Source organism: Peptidiphaga sp., assembly GCF_057238965.1.
The window spans coordinates 1-16904 of sequence record NZ_DBHHEV010000054.1 but is presented as its reverse complement, the minus strand read 5'-3'; the positions used below and the strand labels follow the sequence as shown (position 1 = coordinate 16904).

Here is a 16904-nt window from a genome sequence, read left to right as displayed (position 1 = left end):
CAACACATCCCCTTCGCAGGCCTAAACGCCGACTACGAATCACTCGGATTCCTCCGCTCTGAGTGGACGGCGAACGACCTGACGCCCAACGAGCCGCCGAGCGACGATTATGCGGGCAAGATATACATAGAGCCGAACCTGGCCTTCGTTTCATCCTGCCCGAGCGGCCGCGTCGTGGACGCCCAATGCCCTGACGCCACGCTGTCGCTTGTTTCAAAGGACGATCACACATATTCGATGAACGGATACGACGTTCCCAACGTCGTCGTGCACATCGAGAATCCCGTCTCGAAACTCGAGGTGGCCGCCTATCACGCGAACGCGGACGGCTCGAAAGGCAAGCCCATAGCCAAAGACAACATTGTCTTCAGCTTGAATGGATACGGGTTCAAGCCCGGCATCACGGACATCGGCTGGGACGGGAAGGTCGCCTCGGGCAACGGGAAGGCTCCCGTTCCTGACGGGCGGTATGTCTTGGAGGTGACCGCGACCAAGGGAACAGGCCACGCCCAAAACGGCAAGAACACCGAAACCTTCACGTCCCGGCCTTTCGTCGTCCGTTCCACCCCCGGAGCCGCACCGAGCCCAACGGCATCGCCGACGCCGAGCCCGACAGCCTCCCCCGGCCAGACGGCCTCGCCGACGGCAAACCCAACGGCCAGCCCGACCTCATCGTCTGACTCGACGACGTCGCCGACGGCAGACCGAACCCCGTCGGCGAAACCGACGGGCACTCCCGAAGGCGGTGCGCCGCGCACGCGGGTGAGGTAGAACAAGATCCTTCAATACAGAGTGAGTGGTCGTGACTCCGGATTCGGGTTCACGACCACTTCCATGCAAGCAGCAGGCGATTCCAGGCGCTCATGCAACAGAGCCTGAACTCCGATAACAGAGCTTGAACTTCAAGCACCAAAATTGACCGTATCTTAAAACTGCAACCGTTTTTCCCCGCCCTCCGATTTAGTCGCTTAAATCAAAGGCTGTTGATCATTAAAACATAACTGACAAAAGGCGTAGGAGGTCATAGAATGATCTCGCGGGCGCTTACGCACGCACCCGCATTGTCATTGAGCACCGGACCGCCGAGCCGGCCAAGGCGGCAAGCGCCGAAGCCGATTCGGACAAGCTTTCGGACCAGTTCCGGCAAGCTTTCCGATGGGCTCAGAAGGAAAGAAGATTCCAAATCGCTTCGGACGTCAAGTCTTCTGAACCGCTTCCCGGAGGCGGGCGGGCTCGCACTGCAAGCAAGGGAGCGGACATGATACGCAGCAGAAAATGGAGGGCGCGCGTCGGCCTAGTCTCGGCGATGGCCGTCATAGGCGCGGGGGCTTTGGCTCCGCAGGCGGCCCAGGCCGAGGGCACGCCCAAGCCGCCAGGCCCCAGCGGCGTCCAACAGAAAACCGGCGGCCAAAAGCAAGCCGACGCCGCCCAGAAGAACAAAGACGTTCAACAGAGGCTTCAAGCCCTGAAGGGCAAGGCACACGCCTCCCCCGGGTTCGCCGGCAAGTGGTTCGTCCAATTCTCCGAAAAACCCACCATCAAAGGCGGGTCGACAAAAACGATTGCCGCTCAGCAGAGAGTATTCCGCAATGCGGCCCCGAAAGACGTCAAAGTCACCGACTCCTACTCGAAAGTCTGGAACGGGGTCGCCGTCAAGGCCGAAGACAAAGACCTGGACAAAATACTCCAAGCCAAAAACGTCAAAGCCGTCTTCCCCGTCCTGGCGTCCAAGCCTCCGAAGGAACCCGCTCAGAAAGAAGACGGCAAACCGAATCTCAACGTCTCGGGAGAGCTCACAGGGGTCACGGAGGCCAGAAACAAGTTGGGGTTGACGGGCAAGGGTGTCAAGATCGGGATCATCGACACCGGCATCGACATCGACCATCCCGCCTTCGGCGGATCGGGCGTGCCCGGATCGGCGGCCTTCCCCACGTCCAAGGTCGTCGCCGGATACGACTTCGTCGGAGACGAATACAACGGCAGTTCCTCCTCTGACAAGTACAATCCTGTGCCTAAGCCCGATCCACTTCCCAAAGACTGCATGGGCCATGGAACTTCCGTGGCCAGCATCGCCGCCGGAAACGACGCCACCAAGAAATTCAAAGGCGTCGCCCCCGACGCCAAGCTCGGCGCCTACAAAATCGCCGGATGCGAAGGCGGATTCGATTCAGACGTTTTGCTCGCGGCGATGGAGCGCGCAACCAAGGACGGCATGGACGTGGTAAACATGTCCTTGGGCCTCCCATTCGCGTCGTGGCCCAATTATCCTGTCGCTACGGCAGCGGACGCCATGGCCGACTCGGGCATCGTCCTGACCTCCGCAGCTGGAAACGAGGGAGAATCGGGAGTTTTCTCCACCAACACCCCCTCCGTAGCGCGCAAGGCAATCAGCGTCGGCTCAGTGGACAGCGGCGAGATATCATCAAACACCTTTAGGGGCCCCGACGGAAAACTCGTGCCTTACGACAGTGTGGCGGGAAGCCCGTGGCCGCCTACTGCTGGAAAAGTCGAACTCGCAACCTACCCTGACGGGAAGAAGACAGGCGGCGTCGACCTTCCCGGCACGCCTTTCAAAGGCAAAGCCGTCCTCGTTTCCCTCGGAGGCAATGCTGCTGCTGATCAGAAGTTTGCAGCGGCGGAAAAGGACGGCGCAGCAGCAGTCGTCTTCTACGACGAATCAGATTCTATCGCACCGCTTTTTAAGATTGCGGAAGGCAAACCCGGGCCAAAACTTCCGGTCATCCAGATCAAGTACGCCGAAGCTAAAAAGCTGGAAACGACAATTGCTGCCGGACCTGCCTCAATCGAATGGACAGACGAGGAATTTGCGATTCGCCGTGAAGACGGTGGGTTAGTCGCCTTCAGTTCGTCTTTCGGCCCGGCGGCGGATCTGACGGTCAAGCCGGACGTCCTCGCCCCAGGCGAAAGCGTCTACGCCGCTATCCCGACAAAGAAACAGGGAGACAACGCATATCGCTTCAGATATGGCACGTCGATGGCCTCTCCGCACGCGGCCGGCGCCGCGGCGCTGCTGCTGCAGTCGAATACGGCGCTGAATCCCGGCGACGTCCGCACAGTCCTGCAAAACACCGGAAAATCAGTCACTTTCGCTGCTCTCGAGTCCCACGGATTCGATCGTACTGCCAAGGAGCCGATCCACCGGCAGGGGGCGGGGTTGATCAATGTTCCTGCGGCCGTGGCTCAGGCCCATTCGCATGCGAAAATCGCCTCGGATGCCGTGCCGAGCACGGTGACCCCGTCGAAGATTTCCCTGGGCGACACGGACTCAAACGATCCGACCGAGCTGACGATTGCCAACCGGTCAAACAAGGAGGTCACCTACACACTTTCCTCCGACGTCAGCCCCGTCGGCACCGCCGGACCCAACGAGATCCCCAGCTATTTTGCCGGATTGAACACGAAGGTGTCCTTCTCGGCGAAAACGGTCACAGTCCCGGCCAACTCCACACGGACGGTCAAGGCCACGGTCACCCCGCCAAGCACCTACACCGACAAAGGAACGGCCAAGAAACTTCCCTGGCCCACCATCTACGGCGGATACCTCGTACTGAAAGGCTCGAACAACACCGTCCAACACATCCCCTTCGCAGGCCTAAACGCCGACTACGAATCACTCGGATTCCTCCACTCCAAATGGACCTACGGCGACGCAGTTCCCAAAGACACTCGTGAACAGACGGGACACGAACCCACGGATCCCCTGAACATACAGCCAAGCCTAGGCGTCGTTTCGTCCTGTCCGAACGGCCGCGTCGTAGAAATCGAATGCGGAGACAGTCAAGCAGACTACGCTCCGGTGGAGGAAAACGACCATGTGTACTCGATGAAGGGGTACGACGTGCCTCGTGTGATCATGCACGTCGAGAATCCCGTCTCGAAACTCGAGGTGGCCGCCTATCACGCGAACGCGGACGGCTCGAAAGGCAAGCCCATAGCCAAAGACAACATTGTCTTCAGCTTGAATGGATACGGGTTCAAGCCCGGCATCACGGACATCGGCTGGGACGGGAAGGTCGCCTCGGGCAACGGGAAGGCTCCCGTTCCTGACGGGCGGTATGTCTTGGAGGTGACCGCGACCAAGGGAACAGGCCACGCCCAAAACGGCAAGAACACCGATGTGTTCACATCCCGGCCCTTCGTCGTCCGATCCAACCCCGGAGCCACACCGAGCCCAACGGCATCGCCGACGCCGAGCCAGACGGCCTCGCCGACGGCAAACCCAACGGCCAAAACAACATCGTCCGCCAAACCGACGGGGCAGCCCGCCCAGTCGCCGTCGGGATCGCAACGTCCCACAGCGACCCCTCCAGCCGGATCCGCGAAAACATCGCAGCACACCCGCAAATGATCTGACGGGAGCCTGATGAGAGCAACGGAACCTGGTGAAAGCATGACATTCAGCGGAAGGCCAGCAATGGCCCGGCGCATGTGCTGGACATTTCACGAGACGAATGGCCAGCTGGTTGCCCAAAGCCTTCAGCCAGACACTCGGGGACTTTCCATTGGACAACGGCAAGTCAAGTCGGCATTCGCCCACAAATAAGAAAGGAAAAACAAGGCGTAACACAACTGAATTAAAGCAATAGAACAGTAGAAGATAAATCAATATATAACGAGTTGCCGTGGCCTCAAATTTGAGGCCACGGCAACTTACATAAAATTAACCGTTGATTCCGGAACCGATCGCGCAGATAATTGACTCTGGGTAGCCTGACTCACCAACAGGCCCTGAAAATGAAGGGAAATATCCATGAAATACTCTCATTGGCGCGGACGCTCGCTCGCGTTTTTCAGCGCCATCGGGATCGCGATCGGCGTCGTCGCCTCTCCGATTCACGCCGATCCCCCCAAAACTCCTCCCACGCCTTTGGACCCGAACGGCCTCCAAAAGAAAGCGGAAAGCACGCCGGGATTCACCGGAAAATGGTTCGTGCAGCTGGCATCGAAGCCGACGATATCGGGAGGGTCGCCGCAGGCGATCTCTTCCCAGCAAAAGACTTTCGGCTCGGACGTTTCGTCGCGAGTGCAAGTGACCGAGAAGCATTCGCGTCTGTGGAACGGGGTGGTTGTCAAAACCGACAAGGCGGGGCTCGAAGAAGTCGTCAAGGCCTCTAACGTCAAAGCCGTCTTCCCCGTTCTCAGCGTCGCAATGCCGAAGAACCAAAAGTCCAAGGTTCTCCCGCAAATGCGAAGGGCCGGTGCGATGACCGGCGTCCCCTACGCCCACAAAGAGTTGGGCCTTACGGGCAAAGGGATGAAAATCGGGATCATCGACACCGGCATCGACATCGACCATCCCGCCTTCGGCGGATCGGGCGTGCCCGGATCGGCGGCCTTCCCCACGTCCAAGGTCGTCGCCGGATACGACTTCGTCGGCGACAGGTACAATGCGGACATCAATTCCGACGCCTACGATCCCAATGCCGTCCCCGACTCGGTCCCCAACGACTGCCACGGACACGGAACCCACGTCGCGGGCATCGCGGCAGGCAACGACCCGACAAGCAATTTCCGTGGCGTCGCGCCGAACGCGCTCTTGGGCGCGTACAGGGTTTTCGGGTGTGACGGTTCAACCGACACGGGCGTCATGCTCACCGCGATGGAGCGCGCCTCGAGGGACGGCATGAATGTTGTCAACATGTCGATTGGCGCGCCCTACATGACATGGCCGGAGTATCCCACCGCCGTCGCCGCAGACGCCCTCGTCAATTCCGGCGTGGTCTTGACTGTCTCTCAGGGGAACGAAGGCGCCCACGGCACGTTCTCGGGCAGCGCCCCGGCGGTGTCCTCCAAGGCCGTCGCCGTAGGGTCGGTGGACAACAACGGTTTGCTTCTGTCGACCTTCACGACGGCCGACGGCGCCTCCTACACATACATGCCCGTCGACGGCGCCGCCGTCCCTCCGACGACTGGAAGCGCACAGCTCGCCACATACCCGGACGGGCAGAAGACCGGAGCGGTCGACCTTCCCGGGAAGCCTTTCGAAGGAAAGGTGGCGCTGGTTGCCAGAGGCGATTCCACCTTTGCCGAAAAGGCCGCCGCCGCACAGGCCGACGGCGCCGTCGGCCTGTTGATCTACAACAATGAAGACGGCGTCGTCAGGGCTTCGATCCATCCGACAACCGATCTCCCGGTCGGCACGATCACCAAGGAGCAGGGTGAAAAGCTCGAAGGGCTCATAGCGAGGGGCGCGGGGAACAACCCTGTGATCACCTGGACGGACAAGCAAGAGTCGATCGTCGACCCCGATACGGCCACGATGGTCTCCACCTTCTCGGCGTGGGGAATGACGGCCGACCTCAAGCTCAAACCGGACGTCCTCGCCCCCGGCGGCGAGATCACATCCGCCTATCCTTTGGACAAACAGACCGCGAAGAAGGGCTACGCCGAACTCTCGGGAACCTCGATGGCCGCTCCGCACACGGCGGGAGCAGCCGCGCTGGTGCTCGAATCCAATCCGTCGGCCTCCCCCGACGCAGTGAAAGCTGTGCTCCAGAACACGGCCGACCCCGTTCTCCTTTCCTACCCGATACAGCGCGGATTCCCCTCGCAGGCGCGGATTCAAGAGCCCGTCCAACACCAGGGCGCGGGTCTCATCGACATTCCTGCCGCCGTTTCCCAAGCGAATTCCTATGCCGCCCCCGGGAAGGAAAAGCGAGTCTCCACTGTGACCCCGTCGAAGATTTCCCTGGGCGACACAGATTCGAACAATCCAACCGATCTGACGATCACAAACAATTCCGACAAGGAGAAGACGTACACCCTCGGCTCCGATCTGAATGCGGCAGGAACGTACGGGCCGAACACCCTTCTCCAGTATGCGCCGGGGCTGAACACCAAGGTCGCGTTCTCCGCGGACAAGGTGACGGTTCCGGCCCATTCGACGCGAACGGTGAAGGCAACCGTCACCCCGCCCAGCGCCTACAGTTCCTACGCAACGGGAACAGCGGTGGAGACGAAGCTCCCCCACATGACGATGTACGGCGGCTACATCACGTTGAAGGACGACGACGGGCGCCTTCAGCGGATTCCCTTCGCCGGTCTCAACGGAGACTACGAATCGAGGGAGGCAATCAGTTCGAAATGGACGTACGGCGATCTCTACGACAGCCAGACCCTCAGCTTTGTAGGCCGCAGGCCCGAGGACAAGTACAACGTCTCGCCCTCGCTCGTGAGCGTCTCCTCGTGCCCGAACGGCCGTGTTGTGGCCTCTGACTGCGCAGACGACAATGCGCAGTATGCAGAGGTGACTGAAAAGGACCACGTGTATTCCATGAAGGGCTACGACGTCCCGAGAGTCCGTCTGCATGTGGAGACTCCCGTCAAAAACATGAAAATATACGTCAACGCCGTAGGCCCCGACGGCAAAAAGCAGGGCCAAACGGTTCCGGTGCATCAGGTGTACGACAACGACGGCGTCGGCGCGGACAGGAGCTTCCAGACGTTCTCCTGGGATGGAAGGATCAAGAAAGGCGGCAAGCTGCAGATGGCCGACGACGGTCGCTACGTCATGTCCGTAGTCGTGACCAAGGGCACCGGCCACCCTCAAAACTCGAAGGACGCCTCTGAACGTTACGAGACCCCGCCCTTCGTCGTCCGTTCACTCACCGACGCGGACCCGACGCCGACGGCCTCGCCGACCGAGTCGCCCAACCCGACGCCGACGACCGCCCAGCCAAGTCCGACCCCCACGGACTCGCCTAAGCCGAGCCCGTCCCCGACAGCCGATCCCGGCGGATCGACTGTCACCACCTACACCGATTGGACCGCCGACTCGGCCCAGCCTGCCACGCCCATCGGCAAAGGCACCCCGTACGCCGGCGACTTCACCGGGAAGGGCAAGGACGGCTTCATTGTTCGACAAGGTGCGACCTTCACATTTGAAGGCAAGTCCTTCACCTACGGACGCGCGGACGACGCCGTCTTGACCGGCGATTTCGACGGCGACGGCAAGGACAGCGTAGCCGTCGTGCGAGGCAACCGCATCTACATCAAGAACACTCTGACCGGAGGCGACGCCGACGCGGTCCTGACCTATGGACGCGAAGGGGATGCGTTCCTAGCCGGCGATTTCGACGGCGACGGCAAGGACAGCGTAGCCGTCGTGCGAGGCAACCGCATCTACATCAAGAACACTCTGACCGGAGGCGACGCCGACGCCGACTTCATATACGGACGGAAGGGCGACGCCTACCTGGTCGGAGACTGGAACGGCGACGGGAAAGACACCTTCGCAATTCGCCGAGCCAACGTCTATCACTTGAGAAATTCGTTGAGCGGAGGGAACGCTGACGCGACCCATACCTTCGCCCAACCCGACACCGCCGTGCTCACCGGCAACTGGACCGGCTCCGGCAAGCACACCCCCGCCACGCACCCGTAGCGGGCAACCCGAGGCGGTCCAGACCGCCTCGGTGAAAAGACGCCCAACCGCAGCCCCATCGGCTCGCGGTTGGGCGCCTTTGACGATTGGCAGCCCGAGCCTCTTGGCAGACGGCGTCCCCGCCCCTTTGGCGAATGGAAGCCCGGGCCATCCCGAATCCTTCGTCGGCACGCGTTTCAGAGCAGGCGTTTGCGCCGCAGCAACGCCCGGGTGTCGACCGGGCGTCCAAGGAGCCTTTCGAAGCCCTCGAGGGGATTGCGCGAATTTCACTTCAGCCGCCATCCTCGCCCCCGCCTCGCGATTGAGGCCGCCGTCGCCGTCTTTCGCGGCAACCGTCCAAAACCAGTCTGCAGTGTCGGCGTCGAGGGCCTCGCTCCACAGGTAGGAGTAGTAGCCGGCGGAATAGCCGCCGGAAAAGACATGGTTGAAGTAGCAGCTTCGGTACCGGGGCGGGATCCAGGGGCTCGCGATTCCAAGCCTCTCGAGGGTCGCCTTTTCGAACTCTTCGACGTCGTCGGGGCTCTCGGGAAGGTCGGCGGGCGTGCGGTCGTGCCAGGCTTGGTCCAAAAGCACGGCCTGCAGCATTTCAGACATTTGGAACCCCGCGCCGAAGCCGTCGGCGGCGGACAGCGAGGCCGCCAACTCCTCCGGCATATGCTCGCCCGTGGCAAAATGCCGGGCGTAGTTCGACAGCACCTCCGGATGCCTGGCCCATATTTCGTTGACCTGCGAAGGGTACTCGACGAAGTCGCGCGGAACGCTCGCGCCGGCGGCGGAAGGCCATTCGACGTCGGAAAGCAAGCTGTGCAGAGCGTGCCCGAATTCGTGGAAGGCCGTCTCGACCTCGTCCCATGTCAGCAGCGCAGGCTCTCCCTCGGGCGGTCGTGTGACGTTGAGATTGTTGCAGACGACGACGCAGCCTCCCCCTCGGCGGGAAGCCTGCCGGATTGTGTGCATCCAGGCTCCGCCTCGCTTGCCGGCCCGCGCAAAATAGTCCCCCAGGAAGAGGCCTGCGAGAGTGCCGTCCTCGCGGCGAACCTCCCATATTTTGACGTCCTCGGCGTATCCGCGCAGGTCCGGCCTCGCGGCGAACGTCAGTCCGTAAAGCCTGTTCGCGGCGTAGAAGACGCCTCTTTCGACGACGTTCGTCAGCTCCAGATAGGGCACCAGCGCCTCGTTGTCGAGCTGGAACTGCTCGCGGGCGAGCGCGTCGCGGAAGTAAAGCCAGTCAGACGGGGCGACAGGGGTCCCGGCGTATGCCTCAAGCGCCTCGTGCTCGGCCTCGGCGTTGCGTTGGGCGGGTTCGACCATCGGCTCGAGAAGGCTGTGAATGGCCTGCGTCGATCCGGCCGTTTCCTGGGCGGCGACATACTGGGCGTAGGTGGAGTAGCCGAGGAGCTGCGCCTTTTCGGCCCGAAGGCGCGCGAGCGCGAGGACGATGCGGCGGGTGTCCGTCGCGGGGTCGCTCCCGTCGCCCCGGCTCGTCGAAGCCTCGAAAATCCGCTGACGGACGTCGGGGCGCGCGAGGGCGGATTGGACGGGCTGTTGAGTGGGAAGGCGGAGGACGACGAGGCAGGGCTTGCCTTTCGCCAGTTCCGGGTTCGATTCGGCGTCGGCCGCCAACCCGGCCTTTTGGGAATCGCTCAGGCCTTCGGCCTCCTCCTCCGTCAACGGGACCGATCCGGCAAGCTGGGCTTTGAGCGCCAGCTGCCCGAACTCGGTCGTCAGGTCCGCCGTCTCCTTGTTGATCGTGCGCAGCCGCTCTTGGGCGGCGGCGTCAAGGTGGCAGCCGTGGGCGCGAAACGCCTTAAGGCGCTCTGACACGCACCAAGCCGTTTCCGGGCCGAGTTCGGCCGCCGCCAGCGCCTTAAAGCGGTCGTACAGCCGCGAGTCGAGGTAGACGTCGTCTTCGTGCTCGACTATGAGGGGGTTGAGCCTGGCCTCGACGGCATGCCATTCGTCGCCGCCGACGGAGGCCGCAAACGTGTGAAGCACATCGACGGCCTCCTCCAAACGCTGGGTTTCCAGTTCGAGGGGAAGAAGCGTGTTTTCGACCGTTGCCGGAGCCTGAGACAACGCGATCGCTTCCACGAGCGCGCGATGGCCCTCGAGCTTCTCGCGTATGTCGGCTTCGAGCCGATCGGGGGCGACGTCGGCGAAATCGGGTAATCCAAAGTCCTCCATGGTCAGATTTTATCGATTCTGTGCGCCTGGACGGACTTCGCCGCCCGCCCGGGGGCGCGTATCCCGGTGCGAGCGGCGAAATCCTGCGTGAAAGGGGCTAAGCGTGAATACTAGCCCCGGTATGCCCAGGCCCGAACGTAGTCGACGACGAATTCGGTGGAATCTGCCGTCTTCCCCGGTTCAGGCAACCCCCAATAGGAGGAGCCGACCTGGACGTTGAGACGAATATTGAACTTGTCGGTTGTGAAGAACTTGTTCCATGTAGCTGAGCCCCAGGTTTTCTTCGTCACTTCGTGATACTTCCGCCCGTCGATGAAGAAGGTGATCCTGCTGGGCGTCCACTCCGCTGCCCATGTATGGAACTTTCCGTCGTTGAGATTGATGCTTTGGGAAGTCCACGCGTTCTTCTTCTTTCGTCCTTCGGGAGCCTGCAGCCCTCCGTGCCGGCCGGGTTGATAAACGTGCGCGGTGGCCTCGCTTCTGCCGTAGGGATCGACGTCCGTCTTGCCTTGGGCGGGCGTGCCGTAGGCCTCGAAGACGTCGATCTCCCCTTCGTTTCCCTGGCCGTCGTCGGGACGCAGCCAAAAAGCCGGCCAGACGCCGCGGGAATTGTTCTTGACCGTGGGAAGTTTGGCGCGCACTTCGAAACGTCCGTATTTTTGCGAGAACTTTCCGACCGTGTCGAGGTAGCCGCTGGAGTACCGGCGGGAGGCGTCGCGAACGTCAGCCTTGGCCAGACGCTTGGTGCGAATCGTCAGCCGCCCGTCGGAGACCTTCACATTCCGTTTACTCGTTACGGCTTTGTCCTGATTGAGCCGCCAGTTGTCCCGCACGTTCCACTTGGGCAGGGAGGCGTCATCGAAATTGTCGCTGAAAACGGGATTGCCCCAACCTTGAAGGCGGTCCGAACCTCCGTGTTCCGCCCCGGCGGCATTCGGTTTCACCGGCGAGCGGCCTTTGGCCGCTTCGATCGGCGGCGTCGAAGTGTGGCGACCGTTTCCGGCAGCCGACGCAACGTTTGGAGCGAGCACGGTCCCGGCAACGGCCAACATTGCGCAAACGGCCCTTGAGGCCCGACGAGGGATGGACATATCCCCCTCCTTTCAACAACTAACCGCATCGACCCGCGAAACAACAGAAAACGCAGATCGATTCGTCCGCTTCTTTACCCCAGTGACACCCGAACGACGCACTGGCTGCACTCTGTCAACTAGCTATCTACTATTCAACTGCCTTCTAGTATGAATCACACTATCATCAAACGTCAAGCACTTTCTGAAAAATCGACCGACGAGCTTCCCGACAAAACAAGTGACGACAAGGTTAAGTAAATCAAGGAGGTAACGGTCCTTTTTAAAGCGTCTCATTTTACTGTTGAGTATTATTATAACTAAACGACTGCACGACAGCCGGAAAATAACTGCTTGCGGAGCTGCAACGCCGCTTGCGTTCAACCGCCTTCACAGCGCCTCGACTTCCTTCAACTATCTTCCCCTGCCTCGTTCAACCGAAATTCGTCAAGGGAAAACATCCTTTACCGAGATTTCACGCTGAGGCCCCGGCCTGCCTTCCCCCAATCGCGGGAAGCTCGTCCTCTCAACAGAACGTCTGACGTCGGCCTTGCGCAGCACGATTCAGGGACGCGCTCCCCATATTCGTGCGCGCCTCTTTCTTTATGTAGTTGAAAAGGTTAACATTGACTTGTCGCCAGTAGATACGCCGCATGCAAATGCGGAGAACACGAGCGACGGCCTCCGAGGGCTTTTACGTGACGGGTCCGAAGAGGCAGGGGTCGGGACCGATTGGCCAATAGGGCCGTGCAGGCATCACCTCCCTTACCTGCACGGATTCCTCAATCGGGACCGCCCATCGGCGTGACAGCCGATCGGGGCCCGCCTTCTGTCGGGGCGGGCCCCGACTATGCCCGCAGGCCTTCCCGTTTGCCCCGGCATCTGGGGCTGGAACGATTTGGCCCGGCGTGCGCAACGACGTCAAAAGGCCAGCACGGCGACGTCGCCGGTTTTCCGACGTCCGGCGGCCGAGCTTCGACTGTCAAAATGCGACCGAAATTCCGGCTTTCAAGAGTGGGAGCCCTCGCCCGTCGACGTGACGGTGGTCAGAAGAAAGACGGCGTCTTCCAACGCGAGCACAGAGTGCCGTTCGTGGGTGAGAACCCATATCTCCCCGGCGGAGAACTCGCCCTGTTGGCTCTCGCCTATCTCGACCCGCACCTTGCCGACGAGGACTTGGAGCGAGGCGGCCGGAGGCGAGTTGTGGGCGCCGAGGCGAGTGCCTTCGCGCAAAGCAATGACAGTCTGGCGGAGCACGCCGTCGCGGGCGACGACGTCGGCGCTCTTGCCGGCTTGGGAAGCAAGGGCTTTGTCGAGGTTGGTCGCAGCGAGCGCGGTCAGGTCAGCCATGGCACGCGATTTACTCGTCTCGCTCAGCCAGGCCCAGGGCCGAGCGGATGTCCGGCGGACAGTAGTCGGGCCCCTTGAGCACCTTGCCGTCCTCGCGCAGAACCGGCTTGCCGTCCTCGCCGAGCTTGGACAGGTTCGAGCTTTGAATCTCGGCCAGAACGCTGCTCAGGGGGATCCCGAGCTCGAGCGCCATGCCGTAGACGACGTAGACGATGTCGCCCAAAGCGTCGGCCGTTTCGACGGTGTCGCGCGTGCCGTCGTCGAGCTTGCGCGCCTCTTCGAAAGCGGCTTCGATCCGTTCGCGAGCGGCCCGGCCGTACACCGCCCCCACGAGCTCGGCGAATTCCTCGGCCACGAGGGCCAGGCGCATGTGCACGCGCTCGCGGCCGGCGTCGGGGCCGTCTTCGACGACAGGCAGCGAGTAAACGTCGTGAAACTGGCGGACGAGATCCTCAGGGCGGTTCGGATCCCCGAAGCCGGGACGCCGTTTCGCAGGGCCGGTCCACGGCCCCTTGGGTTCGCGGGAATCGCTCGGCAGGAGGGATCCGATCACGACGTCGAAGGCCTTGCCCTTGTTCGACAGCATGCCCCGGGACACCCCTTCGAGGGTGAAACCGGCTTTCCATGCCACGCGCATAGACGGCCAGTTGGGCTCGCCGTCGCGTATCTCGCATCGCCACGTCAGCGCCTGCAACCCCATTGCCTCGAAGGCGAAGTCGCACACAGCCTTGAGAGCCTCGGCCGCATAGCCGCTTCCCCTTTCTTGCGGGGACATCCAGAAGCCCACTTCCCCGACCACGGAATCGGACCTTATGCCGATTATTCCGATCAACGGAGAGCGTTCGACCTCGGGTTGGCGCTCGACCTCGGGTTGGTGCTCGGCTGCGGAGGCGTCGTCTGTCAAATGGCATCCTTCGGCGAGGCGAATCGCCCAATTGGGCGAATGCCCCTGCCAGCCCGGTTTGGCCACGCTCTCAACGAAGAACTCGGCGGACTCGCGCGTATAGGGCGAGGGAACGGTCGTCCATTTTTGAATCTCGGGGTCCTGGCAGAGTTCTGCAATCGTGTCGACGTCGGACGCCTCGACCGGGGAAAGCACGAGCCTGGGCGTGCGGAGAGTTGCGAGTTCCATGGGTCAAAGACTACATGGCACGTGCGCATTAAGCAGCCGGCTGATCCAGGGAGGAATTCCCGGTGATCGAGGGCACATGAAACCCACTCTTTTCGCTTTGATTCGGGTAGAAAGGCATGGTAATCTCTTATCCGTTGTTCGGAGCCACAAGCTCCGTTCAACAACCTGCGCGGGTGGCGGAATAGGCAGACGCGCTAGCTTGAGGTGCTAGTCCTCGTATAGAGGGTGGGGGTTCAAGTCCCCCTCCGCGCACAAGCAAGAGGGTGCATCCCCACACCAGGGGATGCACCCTTCCGCATTATTGCGTTCTATATGCTTCTATTTGCCATTTCCGGCCGAACCTCCCTTTGTGCCGGCTCCTCCCTTTGTGCCGGCTTCTCCGTTTGCGCCCGAGCCTCAGTTTGCTCCCGCACCGCCCTTTTCGGCCGAGCCGTCACTCCCTGCCGGGCCGCCGTTTCTTGCTGAGCCGCCGTTTTTGGCTGAGCCATCGTCGCCGGCCGCGCCGCCTTTCTTTCCGTCCTTGGAATCGCCTGCGCCCGTCTCCTCATCGCTCTCTTCGACGATCTGGGCGTCCTCGACGGCGTCCTCCACCGTCGCAGCCAGCACCGATGCGGAGATTTCGTCGAGTTTGCGGACGAGCTTCTTGCGCTCGGCCGCCTGCTCGCGCCTGCTCATCGACTCGACGATGGGAATCGCGTGATCGATCCGTTCAAGCTCTTCCCGCCATTTCGCAGCTTGGCGTGCGACGTCGGACGTGTTGGCCGAGGCGTAGACGTATGTGACCTGCTCGTGGAGGACCTCGACGCGACGATGCAGGCCCTTTTTGTCGGACGGGCCTTCCTTCGCGCCGGCGACGGCACGGAAACGCTTGGTCATCGATTCGACCATGCGGGGGTTGTCTTTGACGAGCTTCCGCAGTTCGGGGCCGTACCGGACGACGGCGAGCAGCGCGGCGGGCCCCGCTTTGCGGGCAGCCTTGAACAGGATCTTGATAAGCGACATGTGCACAATTCTATGGGCAGGCCCCCGTTTCCCGTCTACGGCCGGGAATCTCCGTTCGTCTACGGCAAAGCTTCGCCTTTCGGGAATTGCGGGCTAGCGGAAGTCCCGTGACTTGGCTTGGACCGGAAGGGCGAGCGGCTCCAGAGCGTCGGCGACGAAGTTCATGGCGTCGTCGCCGCGTTCGACCATCCCCCTGACGACGAGGCCCTGGCTGCTCCTTGCGACCTGGCGGCATCGGTCCCACAGCCCTGTTGAGCACACGACGTTCAGGATTCCCGTTTCATCCTCCAACGAGATGAATGTGACTCCCGTGGCCGTCCACGGACGCTGGCGGTGCGTGACCACTCCCGCGACGCGCACCCGTTTGCCGACAGGCGTCTCCCCCAGGTCGGAGATTTTCAGGACCCCTCGGCCGGCCAGTTCGCCGCGAAGAAACTGCGTGGGATAGGACCCGGCAGAGACTCCGGTGCTGGAAATGTCCGCGATCGCGGCCTCCTGCTCGGTCATCTCGTCAAGGGCCGGGGCGGTGCCGATGCTCTCGGTTCCCGGGAGGGCAGGCTGATACCAGCCTTTTCCTTGAACAGTTTTGTCGGCGAGGGCCTGAGCCGCCCATATTCCCTCGCGCCTGCCCATTCCGAGCGCCCGCAGAGCCCCCGCGGCAGCGAGCGCCTCGAGCTGCCCCCGCCTCAGCCTGGCGCGCCTGGCCATGTCCGCCGCGTCGGCGAAAGGCGCATCCCGGCGGGCCTTCAGAATCCTGGAAACCGCTGCGGCGCCGAGGCCCCGAACGGAATCGAGGCCGAGGCGCACTTCCAGGTCCCCATGGGGATCGACGAGCCGCGCAAAAGCCGCGGCGCCGTCGCCGCACTCGGGTTCATCGCATTCCGTTTCGGCTCGTTCTCCGTCGCATTTCGCACCGTCGCGCTCTGCGGCATCGCGTTTCCCCACGCTCGCCTCGCCTAGCGAACGCACGACGCACGGGGAGGCCACGTGCACGCCGTGGCGCCTGGCGTCGGCCACAAGGCTCTGGGGAGAGTAGAAGCCCATGGGCTGGGCCGCCAGCATTCCGGCGTAGAAATGCTCGGGAAAGTGGACTTTGAGCCATGCCGAGGCGTAGACGAGGTAGGCGAAGGAGAAGGAGTGGGACTCCGGGAAGCCGAATTCGGCAAAGGCGTCGAGCTTGTCATAGATTTCCTCGCGGACGCCCGGGGGCACGCCCTTGGAGGCCATCCCCGAATACAGCTCGCTTTTGAGCTCGGACATTCGTTCGTGCGAGCGTTTCGCGCCCATCGCTTTGCGCAGCCGATCGGCTTGGGCCGGGGTGAAACCGGCGACGTCGATAGCTATTTGCATGAGCTGTTCCTGGAAGAGCGGGACTCCGAGGGTTTTTTCCAGGGCCGGCTTGGTCAAGGGATGCGGATACGTGACGGGTTCTCGGCCCCGGCGCCTTGCGAGGTAGGGGCTGACGGCGTCGCCCTGGATGGGGCCGGGGCGGATGAGGGCCACCTCAATGACGATGTCGTAGAAGCATTCGGGGCGCAGGCGCGGAAGAGTGGCCATCTGGGCGCGCGATTCGACTTGGAAGACGCCGACCGTGTCGGCCGCTTGGAGCAGGGTGTAGACGCGAGGGTCTTCTTGGGGAAGGTTGTGAAGCCCGAGGGGCTTCCCGTCGCTTCCCGTGATTCCGGCGTCGGTCAGTCGCGTGTACGACTTCCGCAAAGCCGTGAGCATTCCGAGCCCGAGAAGGTCGAATTTGACGAGCCCG

Annotated in this window: 8 protein-coding genes, 1 tRNA gene and 1 pseudogene; 4 read left to right on the top strand and 6 right to left on the bottom strand. The window is 62.2% G+C overall.

The genetic code is table 11. The features are described 5' to 3' along the window. The 3 genes and pseudogenes from ACO48X_RS07440 to ACO48X_RS07430 form a co-directional block, all read left to right on the top strand. A partial coding sequence (locus ACO48X_RS07440) for a flagellar hook assembly protein FlgD (RefSeq protein WP_485001456.1) occupies positions 1–771 on the top strand: 771 nt, incomplete at its 5' end. Between the two features lie 487 nt (positions 772–1258). Next, entirely contained in the window at positions 1259–4369 is a 3111-nt protein-coding gene (locus ACO48X_RS07435; protein ID WP_485001455.1) for a S8 family serine peptidase, read from the top strand. A 402-nt stretch (positions 4370–4771) separates the two neighbouring features. Further along, positions 4772–7045, top strand: a pseudogene (locus ACO48X_RS07430) (S8 family serine peptidase); the annotation flags it as partial. Between the two features lie 1035 nt (positions 7046–8080). Here ACO48X_RS07430 and ACO48X_RS07425 read toward each other — a convergent pair. From ACO48X_RS07425 to ACO48X_RS07410, 4 genes are all read right to left on the bottom strand, one after another. Next, entirely contained in the window at positions 8081–10588 is a 2508-nt protein-coding gene (locus ACO48X_RS07425) for a M3 family metallopeptidase (RefSeq protein WP_485001454.1), read from the bottom strand. Between the two features lie 110 nt (positions 10589–10698). Beyond that, positions 10699–11532 (bottom strand): glycoside hydrolase family 16 protein, encoded by an 834-nt coding sequence (locus ACO48X_RS07420; protein ID WP_485001453.1) that lies wholly within the window; start codon positions 11530–11532, stop codon positions 10699–10701. A gap of 1134 nt (positions 11533–12666) precedes the next feature. Then, positions 12667–13008, bottom strand: a complete 342-nt coding sequence (locus ACO48X_RS07415) for a cupin domain-containing protein (RefSeq protein WP_485001452.1) — start codon at positions 13006–13008, stop codon at positions 12667–12669. Between the two features lie 10 nt (positions 13009–13018). Further along, on the bottom strand, positions 13019–14140 hold the full coding sequence (locus ACO48X_RS07410; protein WP_485001451.1) for a GNAT family N-acetyltransferase: 1122 nt from the start codon (positions 14138–14140) through the stop codon (positions 13019–13021). A 167-nt stretch (positions 14141–14307) separates the two neighbouring features. Here ACO48X_RS07410 and ACO48X_RS07405 point away from each other — a divergent pair. Further along, positions 14308–14392: transfer RNA gene (locus tag ACO48X_RS07405), tRNA-Leu, on the top strand. 144 nt (positions 14393–14536) lie between these two features. On the opposite strand, the gene ACO48X_RS07400 is transcribed toward ACO48X_RS07405, so the two are convergent. Both ACO48X_RS07400 and ACO48X_RS07395 read right to left on the bottom strand, forming a co-directional pair. Beyond that, entirely contained in the window at positions 14537–15142 is a 606-nt protein-coding gene (locus tag ACO48X_RS07400; RefSeq protein WP_485001450.1) for a hypothetical protein, read from the bottom strand. 93 nt (positions 15143–15235) lie between these two features. Then, positions 15236–16904 (bottom strand): helix-hairpin-helix domain-containing protein (locus ACO48X_RS07395; protein WP_485001449.1); only part of this gene is annotated, 1669 nt, incomplete at its 5' end.